Source organism: Paenibacillus sp. FSL R7-0312 (genome assembly GCF_038004445.1).
Classification (GTDB): Bacteria; Bacillota; Bacilli; order Paenibacillales; family Paenibacillaceae; genus Paenibacillus_AQ.
Map to the genome: position 1 here is coordinate 2,667,540 of NZ_JBBORE010000001.1, position 22,028 is coordinate 2,689,567.

Genomic DNA, 22,028 nt, shown 5'->3' on the forward strand with positions numbered 1-22,028 from the left:
TTCTCCTTTGCAGGCAGGGTACAACAGGGAGGGAGGGCTGAATGTACGTTAGAGTAAACAATTGCGGAGGAAGGATAGGCAGAAAGTAAGCAGAGCGTGGCAGAGGGCAGGGGCAGAGAAAAGAGGGCAGGGGCAGAAAAGAGGGTAGGGCAGAGAAAAGAGGGTAGGGCAGAGAAAAGAGGGTAGAAGCAGAGAACAGAAAGCGGTTAGAGATTATAGGGGGAATGTAATGTGCCGGATTGGAAAATTAGGAACGGCAAGCCCCGGTGCTTCTGTGCTTGGTTCGCGGGATAATCTGATAGGGCAAACCGGAGAATCAAAAGCCGCAAACTGCGTGTTTGTGTTTGAGGTCACTCAAGCAGTTTGCGGCTTTTTAATTCGTTTGTTTATTTGGTTAGCCGGTTTGGTGTGCGCATTCTGCGGGAAGCTTGTCTGCCGCGAAGCAGCTCCCAGAGGATGAAAGCGAGAATGAGCATTTGCGGCACAAAGGTCTCCCAGGTCGGGTACAGGCCGAGCCAGCCGATGGAAGGCAGGCTGCTCTCTGCATGTGCGGGTATTTTGCCGGCTACCTGGAGCGCATGGATACTCTCACCCAGGAAGCGGAACACGAGATAATAGATCAGCGCTGTGGCGGTACGGAAGAAGGCGGCTATCGGCAGTTTGGCGCTCAGGGCAATGATGGCATAGCCCAGAACGATCAGTACCGCAAGTGCGCCGCCAATCCCGAGCAGCAGCTGGGATGTGGCAATGGCCGGGGCCATGCCTGCGTAGAAAATCGTTGTTTCCGCTCCTTCGCGCAGGATGGCCAGCGCAGCGATGAAGAACAGGTACCATAGATTGCCTTTGGCGAGCGCACCCTGCATCTGGCGGTCCACATACTTATTCCAGGCAGCCGTATTGGATTTACCGTGTAGCCAGCGGCCGACGGTGAGCATCATGACCACGGCAACCAGCCCGGCAATGCCTTCGATCAGCTCACGTGCTCCCCCGGAGGCTGCCTGCGAGATGGTATAGGTCAACAACACGGCGATGCCGATGCTTCCGGCCAGCCCCACAGCAGCCCCGGACCAGACCCAGCGCCGGGCTGCGGGCTCTGCTTCCCTGCGCAGATAAGCAAGGAGTGCGGCGAGCACAAGAATCGCTTCGAGCCCCTCACGCAGCAGAATGAGTGCCGCATCCCACGCGGTATACGTCTGTTCTCCGGCCAGCGGAGTCAGCTCGGCGAGCATATTGTCCATGATCTCCAGCGCACCGGCAAGCTTCGGAGGATCGGAGAGCAGATAGCCGGTGACGGCGGTGCTCTCATTCTCTATATTGGCATAGACCTTGGGTGAGGCGAGTTGTACGGCACCTTCTGCTGAAGGCCAAGCCGTGATGAACTGCTCCATTACCGCGGCTGCTGCCGGACTGTCTCCGGCTTTGGCTGAGGCTGAAGCTTGGTTCAGGTAGCTGATCAGCCCTTCAATGGAGGCGGGCTCCGCTGCCGCACCACCGGTATCGACCGCCTTGCCCTCGCTGTAGCCGGACAGCAGCGCAACCAGCGCCTCAGATTCCGCAAGCGCGGTTTCTTCGCGGAGCGGCTCAGCCTGCAGCGCAATGCGCAGTAGGCTCATCTTCGTCTCCAGCAGACCGTAGACGGCGGGATTGTCCCCGCGGATGCCGCGCTCCGCCGGCGTCCAGCCGTTCACGACGGCGCGGTAGGCTTCCGCCGCCGCCGTCCAGTCGGCGCTGCGCGCCGCATCCCGCGTGCGCTCCGCCGCGGGCAGCAGCTTCGCCGCCGCTGCGCGGCCGGCGGCGCCCGTGTCACCGCCGCCCCGCCTGCGGCGGCGGTGACGTACGCGTCCACGCTTCTGGCGAGCGTGGACAAGGCGGCCTTGGCGGGCGCTCCGCCGCCGGCCGCAAGGGCCTGCGCCGCGGCCGGCCAGCGCGGCGTCGACTTCAGCTGCCGGACCGGCGAGTGCCGGGTCCGGCGTGCCTTCGTTCGCGCTGCGCCACAGCGCCGCGAACGATTCCACATCGGCCGCCGCCGCGTCCCAGCGGCTCTGGCCGGCTTCCACCAGCGCGCTGCCTACAGGCGGCAGCAGCTCATCGAGCGGCGCGCCTGACGCAGAAGCCGGCGCGCCGGTCAGCAGCAGAAGCAGGCAGATCAGCAGCAGCGCTGCCTGGATCTGCCGCCATGGACTGATTTTAACCGTTATGATCATCGGGATCATTCCCTTCGCGAATAAGCATGCTATTATCTTTCCTCTATAGAAGGCGGACTTAAGAGTTGAACCTGAAGCGTGGTTGTTACTGCAGTGAACAGTGGGACTTCGGGGCGGCAGCAGCTGTTGTACCTGATTCTCCGCTAACAATCCTGCACCAAATACAACATTTCTTTTCAAATATTGCCCCTAAGCTAAAATTGTTGTATGAAATGCAGCATTCCACCGGTTCCAGGCTGGTAAACGAAGCGATTGTTGTATTTCATGCAACAATCCGTCCAAATTGGCAGGAAACTCGGTATTCGAGTTGTACCCAGTGCAACATTTTGCCTGATTCCGTTTGCCGCCGTGCCAGCTGCCAGCCGCCCCTCCATGTACTCAATCCCGCCGCTGCTCCGTTTCTTTCCGCAATTTCCCCGTCACACATCCTGTTCTCAAATCTCCAGTCTGCCCTGCATTATTTGTCCCTGAACATCCGTCCCTGAACGTCCGTCCCTCATCGTTCATCCCGCTGTTTCTGGTCACACTGCGCAACCTTACGCACCCGGATATATCCAGCACCAAAATTCAGCGTTTATCCCACATACTGAATCCGGGCAGTGCTTCCAATGTACCTCACCCCAGCAGCGACTCCCCGATATACCCGCCTTCCCGTACACCGGGGAAGCAGGCGAATACGGCGCTGCCGGTATGGACCATATATTCATTCAGCCGGTCATTCTTCGAGAGGCGCTGCTGAATGCTCACGAACTGCTTCACCAGATCCTTCTGGAAGCTGATGAATACCAGTCCTGCATCCAGCTGTCCAGTCTTGAGATCCATTCCGCTGGAATAGGAGTAGGAGCGGCGCAGCATTTTGACCGAACCATCCCCATGGGCGAGGGCCGAATGGGAATCCGGGGGGATGACAGGCTTGCCGCTGGCATCCGCCGCCTTCAGATTCAGCTCGGCGAATTCATCCCGGGCTCCAATCGGAGCGCCGCTCTGCCGGTGACGCCCGAACGTTGCTTCCTGATCGCTCAGCGTAGAGCGGTCCCAGACCTCAATGCGAAAGCGAACACGGCGCAGTGCGAGGTACGTGCCGCCATTCATCCAGGCGGGGCCATCGCCGCTTCCGCTCCAGACGACACTCCGCATCTCGGAGTCATCGGTGACGTCGGGATTGCCCGTGCCGTCCTTGAAGCCGAGCAGATTACGCGGTGTGCCGCCTGCCGGGTCGGCGCTGCCGGTGCGCTGGAAGCCCTCCTGCGTCCAGCGCAGTACGGCTGTGCCCCGGGCGATGCGGGCCAGATTACGGATGGCATGGAACGCCACCTGCAGATCATCGGCGCAGGCCTGCACACAGAGATCGCCGCCGCACCACTGCGGCTCCAGGCTGTCTCCCGTGAATGCCGGGAGATCGGTGAAGGAGGCTGGCCGTTTCGGAGCCAGCCCGAACCGGCTGTCAAAGAAGGCAGGACCGGCCCCGAAGGTAAGTGTACATTTGGAGGGGGTAAGGCCATCTGCCTCGCCTGTGTCGGCAGGCGGAAGATTGGGATTGTCATTCACGCTGCCGATCAGCGTACCGGAAGTAAGGGCAGCGGCGGCGGTAGTCCAGGCCTCCAGCAGTTTTTTGACTTCGCTGAGCTTGGTTGTTGTCAGATCAAATGAAGCGAAGCACAGGAAATTCTGCGCAGGCGTAATGATTCCCGCCTGATGATTCCCGTAGAATGGAATAATGTCCGCTCCCGCGAGTTGCGGGGAAGAGACTGCTTGTCCCGGCTGCCCGGCTGCTTTGCGTGCCGCCAGAATGCCGCCTACCCCGCCGCCGCCCAGCAGCAGGCCGAGGCCGGAGGCGCCAGTAAGCCGCAGCATATCGCGGCGGCTTAGTTTTTTATCGAATAATAGCTGATCTTTAGAAGCATCCTTGGAGAGACCGCTCTCTGTAGCGGGAGTTTCCCTGGAAGTCTTATCTTTCTTTTTCATACCGGTCACACTCCCAGAATAGTTCCCATGTTGGATAGAGGCTCAGCTAAGGCATCCAGATTCTGGCTTAACCTCCGAACCTCATCTTCTTTCAGCGTTTCGTAGGAAACGTAACCATCACCTGATTTGAACGGCGCCAGCTCATTCAGCAGTGCGGTGAACCGTTCGCCAATCGTTTGCTCCAGCGAAGGGTCTTTTTTGGCCAGCTCGGGTTTCAGCAGCTCATAGATCTTCTGGGCACCTTCCACATTGGCGACAAAATCATACAAATCCGTATGGGAGTAACGTTCCTCTTCACCGGTTACTTTGGAGGAGGATACTTCATTCAGCAGCTCTACGGCTCCGGTAACGAGCAGATTGGCATCAATCTCAGCGGTTTCCACCTTGGCGCGCAGCAGTTGCGCATCTTTCAGCAAACGGTCCGCAACATCAGTCATTCCATCTGTGGTATTGTTCTGCCAGAGGGCCTGTTCAATCTTATGGAAGCCGCGCCAGTCCGCAGCGTCAACATCGTTCTCGCGGGCATCAATATTGGGATCCAGATCTCCGAGCGCTTCAGCAATGGGCTCAATCCGTTCATAATACATGCGTGCCGGAGCATACTGTGCTTTGGCTTCTTCAAGCTTGCCTGCTTTCACCGCATCGGTGAAGCCTTCAGTCTGTTTCACGAATTCGTCGCATTGTTCAATTACATATTTCCGGTACTCGTCGATGGCCGTGGTGAAATCCGCCGTAGCGGCAGCAGTTGAAGCTGCAGTTGCGGCCGGTGCGCCGGTTGACCCATTGCCCTTCTGGGCAGCAGCATTATTCCCGGAGGTATGGCTGTTATTGCCGTTGTTGCCATTATTATTGTTATCTTTGGATGCACAGCCGGCAAACAGGAGGGAAGCCGCAAGCAAACCCGCGGGTACTGCATAACCAATCTTCATTCTGTTGGAACACCCCTTATTCTTTATGTAAATGATAATCGTTATCAATGATGGACCTATCATAAATCTCTATACCGTACCTGTCAATAAAAATGTGATAATTATCATATTCATGAGGATTCGCACAAATAAAACACCAAAAACGCCTCCCGACAGGCGGAAGACGCAGCTTGTTTATTTGAAACAAAAGAGTGTATATGTTTCACCGGATAACTTATCCTTCTATTTCTCGCTGAAACGGTACCGTCCTCTAAACGGACAGCGTTACTGTTTCTACTTGATTCCTGCACGAAATACAACAATTTACTCATAACAACGGCCGAACTCAAGAATTGTTGTAGAAAAGGCAACAATTCCTCTTGTTCCAGCAGAAGATCGGGGGAATTCCTGTATTCTGTACAACATTCCTCCCGGACACCCGGGCATTCATGAACCGGAGTTGCACTACGTACAACATTATGCCCTTACTGGCCGAAGCAAAACTTAATTATCTTACTTTAAGCTCGCTCTGCTGCCGGGTGTCCCAGAGACAACAGCGTAATCCCCGGCGGAATGCCTGGTATACGCAATGTTTTTTAAACTTTCCGCACATTGAAGTTTAAAGCATTCGTGACAACGCTGGATTAACTCAGCACGAATTATTCCGCCTACCCACCGGCAATTGACCGCTTGGCTAGGACGAGTATAACCTTGAGCGCGTGTTGGACATGCCTATCACAACTATTGCAGCAACAAGCAGTGATCCCAGATCGCTGATTCTACACCGTGGACCGCTCAATAATCCGGTAATCCAGCTTGCGGTAGACCGGGTCAGGGTTGTCTGAGCGAATCTGCTCATGAATAATACGGAAGGCGGATGCACCCATCTCATACAGGTGGTTATCTATGGTGGTGATCTCCAGCAACCGGCCGATCGGCTGGTTATCGAAGCCCATAACCGCGAGGTCTCCGGGGATGCTGAGACCCGCTTTGCGCGCCTCAATCATCAGTCCGGCTGCCACATGATCTCCCGTAATAATCATAGCTTCAGGCCGCTTCGGCATCTCCAGCAGCGACCGTGCTACAGCCGCTCCGTCTTCTTCCGTCGTGCAGTCATAGATCATCCATTCCTCCTGAAAAACCAGCTGGTGCTCAGCAATGAATTCGCGAAAAGCAGTCTGCCGGATAGAGGCGCTGCTGCCATTCTGCCTGCCTTCGCAATAGCCGATGGTTCGGTACCCTTTACCCTTCAAATACTGCAGCCCCTGCAGGAAAGCTGCATAATGCTCAATATATACAGAGGAATAACGGCGCTGCCCGCTGTCCTGGCAGGTTACAATTGGACCGTACGCGGTATACTCCTCAATGATTTCAGGCTTGAGCGCAGTCGATACAATGACCACACCATCGATTTCTTTATTGCGCAGCATCTCCAAGACTTTAATCTCTTCATCTGCCAAATAATTGCTCTGGCACAGAATCAGCCGGTATTGCGCGAGCAGTGCCTCATGAGCAAGGCCATTCATAATAATCGAGAAATAAAAAGCATTGATATACGGAAGGATCACCGCCACTGCACCGGTACGTCCGGTAATCAGGTGGACGGCGTTCATATTGCGGGTGTAGTTTAACTGCTCAATCGTATCGAGGACGGTGGCTCTTTTGTCTTTGCTGACATAAGGATGATTATTCAGCACCCGCGAGACAGTCGTTACGGAAACTCCGGCAATCCGGGCGATTTCTTTAATATTAGCCATGGCGTATGCTGCCCTCCAAGTCAGAATTCGAATGGTTTTATTTTACCATAGAAATTTTTACATTTTCGCATATAAAAAAGCTTGCTATGGAATCCATTTCATAAATTACACTGGGGTTGTAAGCAGCCTTACCGGATTAAGCCGGCGTGACCGAAAGGGCGTGACGGACCGGTAAAGTTTGCGGCTTAACGCTGCGGGCGGACGGATTTCCAGCAACATTTTCTGCCTAATTATTACTTAGCAGCGTGCTTTCTATAGACTTTTCCCCAACGGATGACGCCCCTAAGGTAGGAGCTGAAGCCGTTTTTATTATGCGTTTTGGTCAAGAACGCTTTGGTTGTCCATGATCCGCGTTTGTCCCCGCCCAAATTAATGCTGCAACAGCACCATTAACTGCCCCCCCACATAGTATGGTTTGACTGTATCCCTTTACCTTGTTATACCAAACAAACCCAGAGCAAGGAGGGGTGACACCATTGAAAGGGAACGAACATCATAGCAAATTTCTGTTGACGCATCGTGAGCGCGAAGTATTCGAGCTTCTAGTGCAGGACAAAACTACACGGGATATTGCCGGACTGTTATTCATTAGCGAAAAAACCGTCCGCAACCACATCTCCAATGAGATGTGGTTTGAAATACAGATAGCATTAACTTGATTATAATAATGATGTTGTAAGTGGAGATAACTACAAATGTTCTATCAGGAGATTGACATCGAAAATTGGTAACAGAATATCTTGAAGTTATGATTAATAACTTTTTGCATTATATCTTATATTCTATGAAACTTAGATATAATAGTTTATTATAAAATACATTATTATACAATGTTGATGGAGGTTAGATGTAATGTCATGGGAATATCACTGTGAAGTATTAGCAACACATGAGAATAATCAAGTCCCTGATCTTCAGCTTAGTTATTATGAAAACAGTGACAGGATTGTAAGGTTTACTGAAGAAGATTTTTCGAGACTCCGAGGTAACTTTCGATTTAATGGTGAGCCAACTATTTTGAAGTACGTTTTAAAGATTAAGGAGATACATAGGATACATGACGCGGGAAATATTACATCACAGAAGTTGTCGAAGGTCCCTTCTGAAGATAAGTTCTTTAACCCGATTTACTTTATGACAGCAATAAAACTAGGGTTAAGCCAAGTTTCCTCACTAAGGCTACTAACTGAGGAAATTGCATATATCGGTAAAACGAACTCAACAAAAGCCAGATTCAAAAATGGACACAATGCAACAACTAAGTTACATAATCCAATATGGGAAGGTGATAAGAAAATTTATATGGCTCAAGTAAATTTAGTGATTAAAATACATGAATTTATAAATCAAACAGAGAGGGAAATAGAATTTGAAATGCCACTTGAATGGTTTCATTCTAGTTACCGTGATAAAATACTTAATTTAATTGAACCACTTCTTATCTATAGGTTAAACCCAGTAATAAATATCCAATTAAAAAAAACTGTTGTAAATCAGGAAGAAATAAATATTCCTATCGTAGTCATAAATGATATTAAAAGCTCGGATAGGCTTCGTGTCTCCACACCAGTTCTTGCAATACTTGCTGAGTCCCCACTTTATATAGATTGTATGGATTATGAAAAGAAAAAGTTCTCAACGGGAGTTGATTGGGAAATACATACTAATATAAATTGTTAAAATATTACATAAGAGAAATATAATAATGGTTCTTTCTGTATCAAAGAACAATTCTTTAATGAGGGATATGTTATAGGAGTGATTAGAACCATATAATGAGTGTTTAGTGAAATAATGTTATAATGAATATACAAAAAGAGGTCACTTCCTTGTATGAAGTGACCTCTTTTTGTATTTCTTAACTTACGTTTGAGCCCAAAAGAAGTTTTTATCTCCAGATGCTTGCTTTCGATCTTCAATTTGTTGCCTTATTGCCCCTTCACCACGTCCCATTGCTTCTGCTATAGTTGGGGCGATTGCTGTCATTTCTTCAGAAGTAGCAATTTTAGTGGTAATCCAGTCTAACATTTTAATTTCTGCTTCTGTGTAGCTTTTTTTATGATTTGGTATTGCCCAAGACATACTAACACACTCTCCTTAACGAAGGTTTTGATGCAATTATACCATGGGGATTCTAACCATTCCGTGAGATAGAGAAACAAATACATTATTTTATTTTCACGGGGCATGTAAAAATTTTACTTTTGACTTAGAGATTCTACATTGTTTTGGATTTAATTGCAGAGTCAGTGAGTCGATTGACAAAAAAATAAAAAAGCAAGAAACATGTATATAATTTATCGCTCGAACTATGTTTTTCAATTATAATTGAATCTACAAAAGGAGGGTGAAAATGTCATACAAAGGAATGAATTGGCTTAAATGCGACTTTCAAATGCAAACACCAGGAGATTGTCATAATTGGTGTCACGATGACCCAGCCTATCTACCCGCAGAGCATACACAAGAACAACTCATTAATTCAGTAGATCTATATTTAAAGCGTTGTTATGAGATTGATTTAAATATTATTTGTGTCACAGATCATAATTTTATTGGACGGGCATATTTGGAAATGATGCAAGAAAGAAACCGAGTAATAGCAAGACAAGTCGAAAAAGAAGAAATAGTGATATTTCCTGGGTTTGAGATAGAAATATCACAGGGCCTGGGAGTACATCTTCTGTGTATCTTTAATTATGATAAATCTCTCCAAGACATTGATGATTTAGTGTCAAACATAGGTTTAATTAGAAATAGGCGTGTTATAGACGGTAACATTGTTCCTGTGGATATTATTTTTAAGGAACTTGTTAGAAAAGTACAAAACGATAATGATGGACTAATAATTGCGGCACACCCACTGGCAGAGAGTGGTTTATTAAATGATAGCTTCATTTCGGAATATTTCCAAAGGGAGATGTTCCTTAATTCAGAACTGCTAGCAATGGAAGTGCCAAAACCGCTTGGGAAATTATCGAGAAATTGGCAACGGATGATATCAGCGGATTCTAACTGTCATAGGGAGTGGAGAAGAGAAAGAAGAATTGCTGCAGTTATGTCTTCAGATGCTTACCGTCTTAATGAAGGAGAAAAAGGATTCATAGGGAAAAGAGCAACTTGGATTAAGATGTCACACCCATGTATAGAGTCACTTAAACAATCCTTTTTAGATACAGATCGAATTAGTTTGCAGTCAGAGTCTCCTCAAAATGATGTGCGTCATGATAAAATAGTTTCGATTAAATTATCTAATACTGAATTTCTTGATGATCAAGAAATAAATTTTTCACCTAATCTCAATTGTATAATTGGTGGGCGTGGATCAGGTAAATCTTCAATTCTTGAGTACATAAGATTGTGCACAAGTCACGTTAATGATGAGACTAATGAGCAATTAAACAGAGTTCGGAAGACTTTAACAGGAAACTCTTTACTTCAATTAGTTTGGGAAGACAAGAACGGGCTGATCGATAAAATAGAATTTAAAATAGATGGTGGAACTTTACCAAGGATTATAAGTAGAGATGTGGAAGAGCCCACGGCAGTATTAAAGAACATGAATGTGAAAATTTATAGTCAAAGAGAACTATCAAATATAGCTCAACAACAGAGTTCACTTTCAACACTCATAGATACTTTGTCAGGTGTGGACCTTGCTCAATTAAAATCAAATGAATTTGAATTAACATCTAAAATAAACCAGCTATTTCAGATAAGTAACAGGCTTGAACGAACAAAATCGGACAGAAGAATAATCATCCAGGAGAAAAATGAATTGCAAAGACAGTGGGATTCTTTTGTGGCTGTAAACACTGAGAATGAGCGGAAAAAGCAGGCTAATCAAGCAAATGCTTATATAGCTGAAATACTTTCTGAGACACAGTGTTTACTTGAAAACTGGACTAATACAACTAAAGAATTCAAAGATTCTCATTCAGAATTGCTAGAACAAAAGTGGATAGAGAGTAGTTATTTTAGTGATCTTAATAAAGGGTTGATTGACGCGAAATTTAAACTTTCGTCTGAGATTGAATCTGCTCTTCTAAGTTACTCGAATAAGATAGATGAATTAACCATCAAACATGATGAATGGGAACTTGTACAAAGAGCATTTCAACAAACAGAAATGGACTTTTTATCCGCTTGTGTACAGCAAGGACTAAAGCCTGAAGAGCTTGAACTATTGAGAGGGTTGGAAGCCAATCTAAGCGAGAAAAATACTCAATTAGATGAAAAAGAAGCGCTCCTAGAAACTCTTTCACAAAGTATTGAGGATTTATATATTAGTTTAGATAATCTCCATCTTAATTGGAAAGCTCAAACAGAATTAAAGCGGAGCAAACTTGATGGCATACTAAGTTCAGGTTCTATTCCAACAGTTGCATCGGGACAAGCTTTCATAACTGTAGATATTTATTACTGTCAAGATAAAAATCATTTTTGTGAAATTTGGGATTCTCCTCCACAATTGAGAGGAAACACTCGACTGGGTAGGCATTGGGAAGATATTGGATTATCTATTTTCAATTGTTTTATTCAGTCAGATAAGTCTAGCCCTTGGGAAGTACTAAACAAATGGCTAATTGATCCTACTATCGCATCGGATGAAGTTAAAACATTACACGTCGAGCTAAAGAAGTATCTTGAAGAAGATCAAATTGAATACTGGCAAAGCTTACAGAGAACTCGAGTAAACGATAAAGTTAATATTACATTATTTAGGAGTGATAATACCCGTGCTGGGTCATGGGAGGATAATGGGCTTTCCGATGGCCAAAAAAACACTGCACTACTTGCGTTACTATTTGCACATGGTAATAATCCTATTATCATTGATCAACCTGAAGATGAACTTGATTCTGACTTTATATATAACGAATTGGTGCCTTTACTTCGTAATGTAAAGCTCAAGCGACAAATTATTGTATCGACACATAATGCGAATATTCCTGTAAATGGTGATTCAGAACTTGTATATTCTCTTTATGCCAATATGGGAAAGGGAAAAGTTAGAGCTGAAGGAGGACTGGAGACACCTCTTGTTAGGGATACTGTTTTACATATCATGGAAGGTTCGGAGGAGGCGTTCAAGAGAAGAAGAGAAAAATATTCGTTTTAATATTTATTGATGATAATTTGCTGTTCTTCAAATCATTACATCTCATTATAAAATTAAATATCAAAAAGAGCCCGAATTCGAATTAAACGAATACGGGCTCTTTTTTCATAAATATGAAATAACTTTTCATTAATATGAATAACATTCGCTTTATTAACCATACTACTTATTACTAGGTTTGTTAAATAACTCAATCCCTTGTTCTAAATTGTTAGTGAAATACTGAAATGCCTCTGGTGATTCATTATATAATTTTATGAGCAAGGAGTTAATTCGATTTAATTGCTGCTCAGTTGCTGAATCTACTTCTACGTCCGAGCTCCCAAGTCCCAGGTCATTAAGTATTTTTTCAAGGATTGTTAATTGTATTGTTTCAGTTTTACCAGTCTCAAAATTACTAAGATAGCCTGTAGACACTCCGAGCTCTTGAGCGTAGTCACTTAACCCAATATTTCTTTGAAGCCTCATATTTCTAACCTGTTGCCCCAATGTTCTCATGGAACACCCCCTAATTATAATTATACGCGACAAAAATTGGGATTTAAAGGAGATAAGAAGAAATTGAGAATGGTAATTAACGAACAAAAAGGAGGATTTAATGAGGGAGTCTGATGTAAACGAAATAAAAATAACAAATATCACATATGTTCATGATCCAGAAGCAATGCAAAAATGGTTAGCCTTATATGTGAATATGTTTAAAGAAGCTTTGAACTCAGAAATAGCAAATTTGGGCGAGGATGAGCATACCCTTTTAGAGAAGGAGTTGAGGGATTTGTGAAAACTGTCCTGTACTGTCGCTCATCTATTGAATCTCAAGAGAACTCGATTTCCATGCAGAGAACCATATCTGAAGCTGTCGCTGCTCAGCGTTCATTGTTAATTGATGAAGAATATATTGATATAGCGGTCTCTGCACGTATAAATAAAATTAGTGACCGACCCAATCTTGCCCGATTACTTACTGACATTAAACGAGGTAATGTAAAAACTTTGATAGCCTACAAACGGGATCGCTTAGCACGTAATGTTGGACAGCATTTAGAAATTTACGAAATATTGAAGAAATATAACGTTCAGGTTATTTTTTCTGCTAGTAATGAACTCCCCCTGCAATATTCACCAGCAGGGGAGTTTTTTGAATTGATCATTGCTGGATTTAACGAGCGTGAGGTGAATCAGATTGCACTTCGAATCAGAGATACTAAACTTGCTTTATTCTCTGATGGGAAAAATCATGGGGGAAAGTTGCCTTTTGGATACTTCCTTGATTCAAAAAAAGAAATACAACCCGATCCAATAAAAGTAGAAAAAATTGAGAGGATATTCAATGAACTATTATTCACTGAATGTCGTACATTCAGTGAATTTGTTAGGAATTTAGAGTCTAAGAGAATTATTGAAAAGCACAAAAGCAATTACAACAAAATTAAAAAGTATATCACCACGCCTGAATATATGGGCTTCCGTAGAGCAAAATTCAATGAGGATATTATAGAAATTGAACAAAAACGATTGAAAATTATAGACGAGGATAAATGGAACCAAGCTCAGATGATACTTAAAAGATTAATACAGAGTAGAGGTAAGCAAAAATCTGAAGTAAGTATGCTTGATGAACTTGTTTTCTGTAGGACATGTAATGAACCATTAAAAAGAAAGCTAATTTCAATGGCTGGAAAAGAATCTGTTATGTATTATTGCAGCGCTCATTATCGAAACAAGTTTCCTCAACAAGTATTAGAGAAGTACGTTTTAGAAGAAGTAAGTAAGTGGGTCCAAAACATAGCTTGTTCTCAAAACAGCGTAATTCTTATGGATGTGATCAATCGAGTGAATGCAGAAAGTGCAATCAGACTCTTAGAGTTAGAACAAAAAATGAAAATATTGAACGATAACGTAATTGGATTTACGGAAAAGTGGATACTCAAAAAAGATCCTAATACCCAGAGGGAAATGGTGACAGAGTATTCAAAATTAGTTCAATACGAGAACCAAAAGAAGTTACTTTTGAGAACTCAGAGTTATATAAAGGTGTTTCCAGCAAGAATCCAAGCTATATGGACACAGTTAAACGTTCAAGATAAGCTCGACAAGATGAATAGTGTAGAGTTAGCTGAAGTATTAAAAGATATTGTAGGTAAAATTGAAATTGGTCCTCCTGATTTTTCGCCCCGAATTGAATTAAAACATCCGTTTTTTGAATTAGTAAACATCAAGGATGGTGAAATTACAATTGCATTTAAAAACGTTGATTAGTCCTGGAATGAGGGGGGGGGTTTACGGAAGGCATTCTACAGACAAGCAAACGATGGATGCCCAGAGAAGCATGGCCTTAGATATTATTCGGAAATATGAATGTGAATTTGTTGGTGAGTATTTAGATACAGCAGTTTCGGCAAGGAAAAAGGAGCTGAAAGAACGCAACGGTGTATCATATTTACTCGCCGATGCTCATTTAGATAAATATGACTTTGTAGTTATATCGCAGCATGATCGACTAGCAAGAATTCCAAGTGAACACCAAGAGATACGCTCAACTTTAAAAAAATATAAAATTCCCGTAATCATTGCGAGTACAGAAAGTCTTTATGATTCAGGGGATCTTTTAGTTGATCTAATCAAGGATGGCAACTCAAAATTTGAAGTAGATAACACCCGCATTCGGACTAGGGATACTATGTATACTTTTTTCAAACAAGGTAAGTGGCGTGGAGGTAAACCACCTTTTGGCTATCGTTATAATTCAGAAACAAAGCTCTTCGAAGCAGTTGAACACGAGCATTTGCTAATTAAAGATATCTTTAACATGTATTTAGAATACTTTGGCTTTGATAAGATTGCTCAGAAATTGCCTTCTAACTCTTATGATGGCTGTAAATGGACAGACCAGGCTGTTCGGGCTGTGGTAACGAATCCTTTTTATGCGGGATACTTGACACGGGGAAGAAAGAAAAAACGAGCAAACAATTCATTTAATGACCGATCGAAATGGGAGATGCTACACAGCGATAGAATTCCAGCAGTTATCTCATTAGAAAAGTGGGAGAGATGTTGGGAACTATATGATAAGAGGGTCAATGGTAAGGTTCCTCCACGGCATTTTAAAACGAGTTTTTTACTAAAGGATCTTCTTAAATGTGAAACTTGTGGATGTTATTTTGTAGGCAAAGATAAAACTACCACGGGAAAATCAGGAGGAAAATATGGAACTAAGTTTTATTGGTGTTCCTCTTGCGATTACAGAGTGGAATTGAGCAAAGCACATGAAATAATTGATTTTCTTTTGAAAAATTTGAGACAACAACATGAAAGTGTAATCATTCAGAAAGTTTTAATGAGCATAGAAGATGACATCATTAACTTGGGCAGAAAATGTGATGTGCTCAGCCAAACAATTTCAAATTATAAGGACCAACTGTGTAAGGTCAAGTCTGAAATTGATCAACAGTTTATTTTTCTCCATAGTATGTATGTGGAAGAAATGGAAGAAATCAGGGACAATGTAAAGACACTTATTCGAATATTGACACTGTCTAAAGAAAGTTACGAACACAAGATTAGTGTGGTTGATAAACAATTGATACAGCATCAAAATCAAATTAAACAAATTCATAAATTACAACTTAATCAAGAAAGCGTTAAAGGCAAGCTGGAACAAATAAAGTTGGAACAATTAAAGAGGCAACAGATGAAGCAACAAGAAAAGCTTGAGTACGATTCGAGGTTGCTTCGTGGTTTATTATTTGAGTTTGTACAAGAGATTACCATTGATCCTATAGGGAATGTTAGAATCACAGCACGGCATGACTTATTATACACAGTAATAAAGTGACTTGTTTCTATAATGAAGCAAGTCTTTTTATTGTTCTACCTCGGTTCTTGGGTTGAAAGCTAGAATAGTAGTGAAATAAAAACTCGGTTTTTTATTAGCCTTTCGATCCCGTAGCTTGTATTAAACCGAGTTTTTAAAGGGCTCGTCCCCCCTTAAACCTTACGGTATATAAGGCTTCTTAGTTTCAAAAGTTATAATCGAATGACCGTCCAAATAAGTAGCTCGGTTCTTAGGTAATGATTAATTAACCGTTCCTAGTATTCTGTATTCTATTACTATGAGCTGCGTGGTACAATTTACCTAATTATCATAGGACTGGCTGAATGTATTGGTGCTGGTCAGCAGACTTTATACCGAATAGGTGGATAAAAATGGACAATCAAATCGAACAGCAGTTATCAAATCGAATAGCGAATTGGAAAAAGAACCTCATCGATATGAGTAAGAGGAACACATTGCTCAATTTTAAGCCAAAGAAAACCAATAGCGTAAATTTTTTAGATACCCCTTCATACTTATACAAGTCACTCGTTGGGGAAGAAAAGCAATTGGACTGTAATAAATTGGTTACCCAATATACTCAGCAAGTTGAAAAAATCAAATTAATGGCGATTGAAGAACTTGAGAAGAAGAAACGAATTGCCGAAGAAATTCAAAATTATAATAAGACCTTAAATAAACTTAGAACGGCTGCAAAGACCCGAATGAACGAACAAGGGATAAATATTTCGTACTTATCATTTGGACTTTTGAAATGGAAAGAAACACAGCTCTCGTCTACATCAGATTTCTTTGCGCCTTTACTGCTGGTGCCTGTAACCTTAAAAAGAATTAGTGCGAATGCCCCGTTTACATTAAATCAGTTTGAAGATGAGATTGTGATCAATCCCTTCTTAGCACATATGTTGCAAGAGCAGCATGGTATTACCTTACCTGAGCTCCCTGAAGATCCAGCAAGTATTAACGTTAATCAATTATGGGGAGAAATAAGAGAACTTATTATTAATCTTGAGGGTTGGGGCGTCGAAGAGGACGTTTATTTATCGTTGTTTTCTTTTAACAAGCTGGTTATGTACAAAGACATGGAGACTTATAAAAATATAATCGAAAGTCATCCACTGATCAGAGAAATTGCAGGTGTTTCTAATGAGGAAAGCAGAAAACAAACATTCGATCACACACGAATTCCTGATGAAACCAGTATGGATCGGGAGGTCCCTTCCCATGAAATATTCAATATACTCGATGCGGACTCAAGCCAGCAGCAAGCAATATTGGCTGCTAAAAATGAGATGAGCTTTGTTCTTCAGGGTCCACCAGGCACTGGGAAGAGCCAAACCATCTCCAATATTATTGCAGAGAACTTAGCAAACAACAAAAAGGTTCTATTTGTAAGTGAGAAAATGGCCGCATTAAATGTAGTGAAAAGTCGCCTAGAGAGTGAAGGGTTAGGAGATTTTTGTATTGAGATGCATAGTCAAAAAGCCAATAAAAGACAGGTTTTAGATGAAATAAACCATGTGTTAAATATTCAGGGATCAAATAGGAAAATATCCAAAGAAGTATACGGCGAAATAAACGTCATCAGGGAAAAACTAAATACATATTCAGAAAAGGTTCATTTAGCCAGAGAACCGTATGACATGACAGTATACGAAATACACGGAATACTTTCTAGGTTGCAAAACGTCCCTGAATTCACAGTGGACTTCAACATTAGCCCAACTACTGAGCTTGAATCAATTTATAGATTGCTGGCTGATCTTGAACGTTATCGGGCCACTGTGTATAAATCTGACTTTCACCCATGGGAAGGCTATAACGACGAGAGCTTCTCGCTTGAAATAAAATCTAAAGTGAAAAAGTTTCTTGAAAAGATGAAAAATCAATTGGAATACACGACTGAAGTTGTATCAAATATACAATCATTTACTGGGTTACAGATTTCTACGCTAGATGAATTAAAGAAGGCAACTAACATATTGGACATGGCTAAGCATTCTCCCATGCCTCCAGTGGGTTGGTTTGATAGGGGGAATATCTCCCAGATCATTAATGATGCTAAAAATTATCAAGAGAGATTTTCAACATTTCTTGATGAAAAAAAGGAGTTAACCACAAAGGTCAATGAAGATATATTGGAGGAAAGCCGCCTTCAAGATTTTTATAACGAACTATATATTGAAAATGAACAGTTTATTTCGATGATTCCTGAAACAAAACTGAACGAACTTTTGTTAACCCAAAGTGCATTAATAAATGGGATCGAAGATATCCTGCCTGTTCTCTCCAATGCCTCTAATTATGCTGAAATAGCCTCTAGTCTTGGAATACACGAGTTGAAAGATGCTAAAGAACTAAACCAGTTGTTAATTTATCTTTCTTTGCTAAACCAAAGTGTAACTCCAACAGAGATCTGGTTCGATGTAAACCATCTAGCAAATGTTTTAAATCAAGCCATGAAATTAAAGGAAAAGTACTTAGAGAATGCAGCATTACGAGGCGATTTGTTATCTCAATATAAGCCATCTTTTTTAGAGATCAATGCTGAAAAGGCTTTGATTGATTTCGAAGTTAAAGAGTCCCTAGTTGAGCCATTTAGAAACACTCAAAGATCAGGAACAGAGGATGTTATTTTGTATGATCAAAAATCAAAGGTGAAAGGATTACTCGGGGATTTTTTCAGTAAAACTAAATTATTAAACACATATAAAACAGAATTTGAGTCACTATTCGGAATGGAAATAACCAACATCTCCTTGATTGATAATCTAGAAATTGTGATTCGATTTATCGAGAAATCTCCAAAGCCACAGGAAAGTTGGTTCAACTTAAATAATTATCATGGTATACAAACGACTATTCGAGAGGGTAGGGAGTTATTTAGTAAATATCAAATTGAATTTGATAAATCCACTAAATTATTTGAAGAAGAAGTGTATGATGAGCGCATTTACGATATTTTTGAACGGTGTGAGGGACCATACCAGTCATTTTTAAGGGTCTTTAATGGTTCCTATAAAAAGGATTTAAAATGGCTAAGGGCTAATCTGAAATCCAATGAGAAATTAGACTTTGATACGTTTCAAAAGTACGTTCGTAACATAAAACGAGTATTGGATTACAAGAAGTCCATTGAAAAAAAGGAATCTGAATTTCAAACATCGCTGGGGTGGCATTACCAGTTGTCTGATACAAGTTGGTCTTCCATCGAACAAGCGCTATCAACTACAAAAGAGATTGTAGAATGGCATCAAGGACGTAGCCTAACTGTATCGTTAAGAGAACTACTACTTAGACCTGCGGGTAAAGTCGAGTTGCTGACGTCTTCTTTTGCCCATTTGAAACAAATATGTGCCGATTTGAAACATATCATCAATCGAATTCACAATGAGTATCCAAATTTAATTAGTTTATTTGGTTCGGATGCTTCAAAGATTAATACAGAACAATTATTTACTAAGCTTCAAATTGAATCGGAAAATGTGGATGCGTATTTTAATTTTGTGGATGAATTTAGTTGTCATCTTCAGAATCCAATGAATCTGAGTGTGATTTCCTTAAAACAAGATTTGAAAAATAAGATTATCCTTAAGCAACAATCCAAGGAGCTAGACGAAAGTTTCGAAAATAACATTAATATTCTGGGGAGTTCTTTTAAAGGTAATGATACGGAATGGGATAAGTTTTTTAGGTTTATCGAAGAATTCACTTTGTTATTTAAAAGTAATGTTCAGATTACTAAAGAATTTAAAACAACAATGCTCTGTGGAGAGGGAGTTCATGTTGATGTAACTCCCCTGGTGCAATGTTTAAGTACCATTGAAAAAGAAATTCCAAAGTATCGGGAGGCACTGCCAAAATTCTTTTCGGGTTACGAAGGTCCAGAATTATATTGGCCATATGCTGAATTTGGAAATACACTTAAATTAATAAAACGCCAAGTCGAAGATTGGCAGTATGGATTCTCTAAACTTAGCTCATATTTTGTGGACACTGACTTAACATTCGACGAGATTAAAAATACATTAGAGATGGCAGTCCAAGTCAAAATGTATAAACAGATTATCGATAGTGAATTGGAGAATCTTAAAGTTGTATTCGGTGATCGATTCACTGGGTACAACACGAATTGGGAACAAATCTTTGATGCACTAGCATGGACGGATGAATGGCATAACTTGTTTGCTAATATGGCGATGCCGTCTAAGTTGCTGAATTATGTTACTTCAGAAGGAAAAGGAAAAAAAGTCCACATCATGGAGTGGTTAGAGCAGGCGGAAAAAGAATATGAAAAAAACATGAACCTAAAAAAAAATCTGCATTTGTATTTTACTGTATCTGTTATCTTCAAAGAATTTGATTTCTCTGAGCTCAAATTGGAGGATCTTATTCACTTTTCGGAAATACGTATTGATTCAATTGATCTTTTGGAAGACTGGATCAGATATCGACGTCTTGAAGACATTGCATCTAATTTAGGTCTCGGCAAATTTATGCTTGCAATAAAAAATGAGAATATTGGCGATTTCACGTTTAAAGATCTATTCCAAAAGAGATTCTTTACACTTTGGCTAGATAAAATTTATAAAAATGAACCGCTTTTATTTGACTTTGATGCAGACGCAATGAATACTGATGTGACTTCTTTTAGAAAACTGGATGTAAAGAGCAATCAGTTGAACGTCCTCCGTATAAAGGAAAGATTAGAATCAAATCGAAATCACGCGATAAATTCGCTTGCGTTTCGTAGAGAACTTCAAATCATACAAGCGGAAATAGGAAAGAAAAAAAGACACTATCCGATAAGAAAACTTTTAAATCTTACAGCACCTTTATTCATGGAGGTAAAACCATGTTTACTTATGAGCCCGTTGTCTGTAAGTCAATTTTTGGATGCTTCTGTAATTCAGTTTGATTTAGTGATATTCGATGAAGCATCACAAATATTCTCAGAGGATGCAATCGGAGCTATTGTACGTGGAAAACAGTTGATTGTTGTAGGTGATACTAAACAATTACCTCCAACGAATTTTTTCCATAGCAGTACGATAGAAGAAGATTTCGATGACGAACAAGAAGAGGATCAAGAAGTTTCATATGAAAGTATTCTGGATGAGTGCGCTCATGTTCTCCCTCCGATTAATTTACGTTGGCATTATCGTAGTAAACATGAGTCGTTAATCACTTTTTCGAATGAGGCTTTTTATCACAACAATTTGATTACTTTCCCAAGTTCGGATAATGGACCTTATCTGGGAACAGAATTTGTTTATGTTAAAGATGGTGTTTACGATCGAGGCGGAAATAAAACGAATAAAAAAGAAGCAGAACAGATTGCTAATTTAGTAATTGAGCATTTTAAAGAACACCCTAATCAATCTCTAGGAGTGATTGCGTTCAGTGAGGCTCAAGCTTCTGCTATAGAGAATGAACTGACCATACTAAGAAATGCAAATACGTTATTTGAACGTTTCTTTCAAGAAGGGGCTCATGAAGAGTTTTTCATCAAAAGTCTGGAGAATGTTCAAGGTGATGAACGTGACGTCATTTTCTTAAGTGTGGGCTATGCTAAGGCAGCTGATCAAACGTTGCATTACAATTTTGGACCATTAAGCAAAACTCGTGGAGAAAGACGGTTAAATGTAGCTGTTACCAGAGCCAAATATCATATGAAGTTAATTAGTTCCTTAAAGCCATCTGATTTATCTGATACAAAAGTAAGCGGGAATACTGGTTTGCGTTTGCTAAAGGATTATATGCAAGCCACTATGGATGGCAAGTTGCCGATCAGCATGACAGCACATGAAGAGATGGAGTTTGACTCACCTTTTGAAGAGGATGTATTCAACGTTCTTACGGACATGGGATACAAAGTTAAAACTCAAGTTGGCTGCTCAGGATATCGAATTGATTTAGCTATTGTTGATCCACTCAATGACAATAAGTTTCTGTTGGGCATTGAATGCGATGGAAAGGCTTATCACAGTTCAAAAGTCGCGCGGGATAGAGATCGACTTCGTCAGCAAGTTTTGGAGGGGCTTGGATGGAAAATTTATAGAATTTGGTCACAAGAGTGGTTCAAAAAGCGGAGATTTGAAGTCAATCGACTTGAGAATTATCTAGAATCAATAAGGTACTTGGTTTAAGAAAATGTTTAATTAGAAAAATGGCGTGCAAACGTAATATAAGTTTGCGTGCCATTTTTCTGTTTTTCTCAATTTAAAAAAATGATGG

The 22,028-nt window shown here is 41.8% G+C and carries 14 protein-coding genes; 8 read left to right on the top strand and 6 right to left on the bottom strand.

The features are described 5' to 3' along the window. Window positions 1-386: 386 nt before the first annotated feature. On the bottom strand, window positions 387-2,204 hold the full coding sequence (locus MKX70_RS11790) for an FTR1 family iron permease (RefSeq protein WP_340840055.1): 1,818 nt from the start codon (window positions 2,202-2,204) through the stop codon (window positions 387-389). 65 nt (window positions 2,205-2,269) lie between these two features. Between MKX70_RS11790 and MKX70_RS11795 the strand changes: the two genes are divergently transcribed. Beyond that, window positions 2,270-2,689 carry a hypothetical protein gene (locus MKX70_RS11795; RefSeq protein WP_156123358.1) on the top strand — a complete coding sequence of 140 codons (420 nt, stop codon included), beginning with the start codon at window positions 2,270-2,272 and terminating at the stop codon, window positions 2,687-2,689. 130 nt (window positions 2,690-2,819) lie between these two features. Here MKX70_RS11795 and efeB read toward each other — a convergent pair whose 3' ends face one another. The 3 genes from efeB to MKX70_RS11810 all read right to left on the bottom strand — a co-directional run bounded on the left by efeB (window position 2,820) and on the right by MKX70_RS11810 (window position 6,834). Further along, window positions 2,820-4,169 carry an iron uptake transporter deferrochelatase/peroxidase subunit gene (gene efeB / locus MKX70_RS11800; protein ID WP_340840056.1) on the bottom strand — a complete coding sequence of 450 codons (1,350 nt, stop codon included), beginning with the start codon at window positions 4,167-4,169 and terminating at the stop codon, window positions 2,820-2,822. Between the two features lie 5 nt (window positions 4,170-4,174). Further along, window positions 4,175-5,098: an iron uptake system protein EfeO gene (efeO, locus tag MKX70_RS11805; protein ID WP_340840057.1), complete on the bottom strand. Its 924-nt coding sequence runs from the start codon at window positions 5,096-5,098 to the stop codon at window positions 4,175-4,177. Between the two features lie 758 nt (window positions 5,099-5,856). After that, the gene (locus MKX70_RS11810; RefSeq protein WP_340840058.1) at window positions 5,857-6,834 is read right to left on the bottom strand and encodes a LacI family DNA-binding transcriptional regulator; all 978 of its coding nucleotides are present in this window, start codon (window positions 6,832-6,834) and stop codon (window positions 5,857-5,859) included. Between the two features lie 476 nt (window positions 6,835-7,310). On the opposite strand from MKX70_RS11810, the gene MKX70_RS11815 reads away from it, so the two are divergent. Together MKX70_RS11815 and MKX70_RS11820 are read left to right on the top strand one after the other, a co-directional pair. Further along, window positions 7,311-7,493: a helix-turn-helix domain-containing protein gene (locus tag MKX70_RS11815; protein ID WP_042239206.1), complete on the top strand. Its 183-nt coding sequence runs from the start codon at window positions 7,311-7,313 to the stop codon at window positions 7,491-7,493. A 193-nt stretch (window positions 7,494-7,686) separates the two neighbouring features. Then, window positions 7,687-8,514: a hypothetical protein gene (locus tag MKX70_RS11820; RefSeq protein WP_042239204.1), complete on the top strand. Its 828-nt coding sequence runs from the start codon at window positions 7,687-7,689 to the stop codon at window positions 8,512-8,514. A gap of 183 nt (window positions 8,515-8,697) precedes the next feature. On the opposite strand, the gene MKX70_RS11825 is transcribed toward MKX70_RS11820, so the two are convergent. Continuing rightward, the gene (locus tag MKX70_RS11825; RefSeq protein ID WP_042239201.1) at window positions 8,698-8,916 is read right to left on the bottom strand and encodes a hypothetical protein; all 219 of its coding nucleotides are present in this window, start codon (window positions 8,914-8,916) and stop codon (window positions 8,698-8,700) included. 271 nt (window positions 8,917-9,187) lie between these two features. On the opposite strand from MKX70_RS11825, the gene MKX70_RS11830 reads away from it, so the two are divergent. Next, window positions 9,188-11,956 (top strand): TrlF family AAA-like ATPase, encoded by a 2,769-nt coding sequence (locus MKX70_RS11830; protein WP_042239199.1) that lies wholly within the window; start codon window positions 9,188-9,190, stop codon window positions 11,954-11,956. Window positions 11,957-12,118: 162 nt separating this feature from the next. Here the strand turns inward: MKX70_RS11830 and MKX70_RS11835 are convergent, their stop codons facing one another. After that, window positions 12,119-12,454 (bottom strand): helix-turn-helix domain-containing protein, encoded by a 336-nt coding sequence (locus MKX70_RS11835; protein ID WP_042239196.1) that lies wholly within the window; start codon window positions 12,452-12,454, stop codon window positions 12,119-12,121. 100 nt (window positions 12,455-12,554) lie between these two features. On the opposite strand from MKX70_RS11835, the gene MKX70_RS11840 reads away from it, so the two are divergent. The 4 genes from MKX70_RS11840 to MKX70_RS11855 all read left to right on the top strand — a co-directional run bounded on the left by MKX70_RS11840 (window position 12,555) and on the right by MKX70_RS11855 (window position 21,940). After that, window positions 12,555-12,737 carry a hypothetical protein gene (locus tag MKX70_RS11840; protein ID WP_042239193.1) on the top strand — a complete coding sequence of 61 codons (183 nt, stop codon included), beginning with the start codon at window positions 12,555-12,557 and terminating at the stop codon, window positions 12,735-12,737. After that, window positions 12,734-14,215: a recombinase family protein gene (locus MKX70_RS11845; RefSeq protein ID WP_081956672.1), complete on the top strand. Its 1,482-nt coding sequence runs from the start codon at window positions 12,734-12,736 to the stop codon at window positions 14,213-14,215. The genes MKX70_RS11840 and MKX70_RS11845 overlap by 4 nt, the downstream gene beginning before the upstream one ends. Next, window positions 14,193-15,791, top strand: a complete 1,599-nt coding sequence (locus MKX70_RS11850; protein ID WP_197072991.1) for a recombinase family protein — start codon at window positions 14,193-14,195, stop codon at window positions 15,789-15,791. The genes MKX70_RS11845 and MKX70_RS11850 overlap by 23 nt, the downstream gene beginning before the upstream one ends. A gap of 371 nt (window positions 15,792-16,162) precedes the next feature. Further along, the gene (locus MKX70_RS11855) at window positions 16,163-21,940 is read left to right on the top strand and encodes a DUF4011 domain-containing protein (RefSeq protein WP_052416713.1); all 5,778 of its coding nucleotides are present in this window, start codon (window positions 16,163-16,165) and stop codon (window positions 21,938-21,940) included. Window positions 21,941-22,028: the final 88 nt, after the last annotated feature.

Coding starts and splice junctions, on each gene's coding strand:
- MKX70_RS11790 (WP_340840055.1), bottom strand. CDS start 2,204: ATGATCATAACGGTTAAAATCAGTCCATGGCGGCAGATCCAGGCAGCG.
- efeB (WP_340840056.1), bottom strand. CDS start 4,169: ATGAAAAAGAAAGATAAGACTTCCAGGGAAACTCCCGCTACAGAGAGC.
- efeO (WP_340840057.1), bottom strand. CDS start 5,098: ATGAAGATTGGTTATGCAGTACCCGCGGGTTTGCTTGCGGCTTCCCTC.
- MKX70_RS11810 (WP_340840058.1), bottom strand. CDS start 6,834: ATGGCTAATATTAAAGAAATCGCCCGGATTGCCGGAGTTTCCGTAACG.
- MKX70_RS11820 (WP_042239204.1), top strand. CDS start 7,687: ATGTCATGGGAATATCACTGTGAAGTATTAGCAACACATGAGAATAAT.
- MKX70_RS11825 (WP_042239201.1), bottom strand. CDS start 8,916: ATGTCTTGGGCAATACCAAATCATAAAAAAAGCTACACAGAAGCAGAA.
- MKX70_RS11830 (WP_042239199.1), top strand. CDS start 9,188: ATGTCATACAAAGGAATGAATTGGCTTAAATGCGACTTTCAAATGCAA.
- MKX70_RS11835 (WP_042239196.1), bottom strand. CDS start 12,454: ATGAGAACATTGGGGCAACAGGTTAGAAATATGAGGCTTCAAAGAAAT.
- MKX70_RS11840 (WP_042239193.1), top strand. CDS start 12,555: ATGAGGGAGTCTGATGTAAACGAAATAAAAATAACAAATATCACATAT.
- MKX70_RS11855 (WP_052416713.1), top strand. CDS start 16,163: ATGGACAATCAAATCGAACAGCAGTTATCAAATCGAATAGCGAATTGG.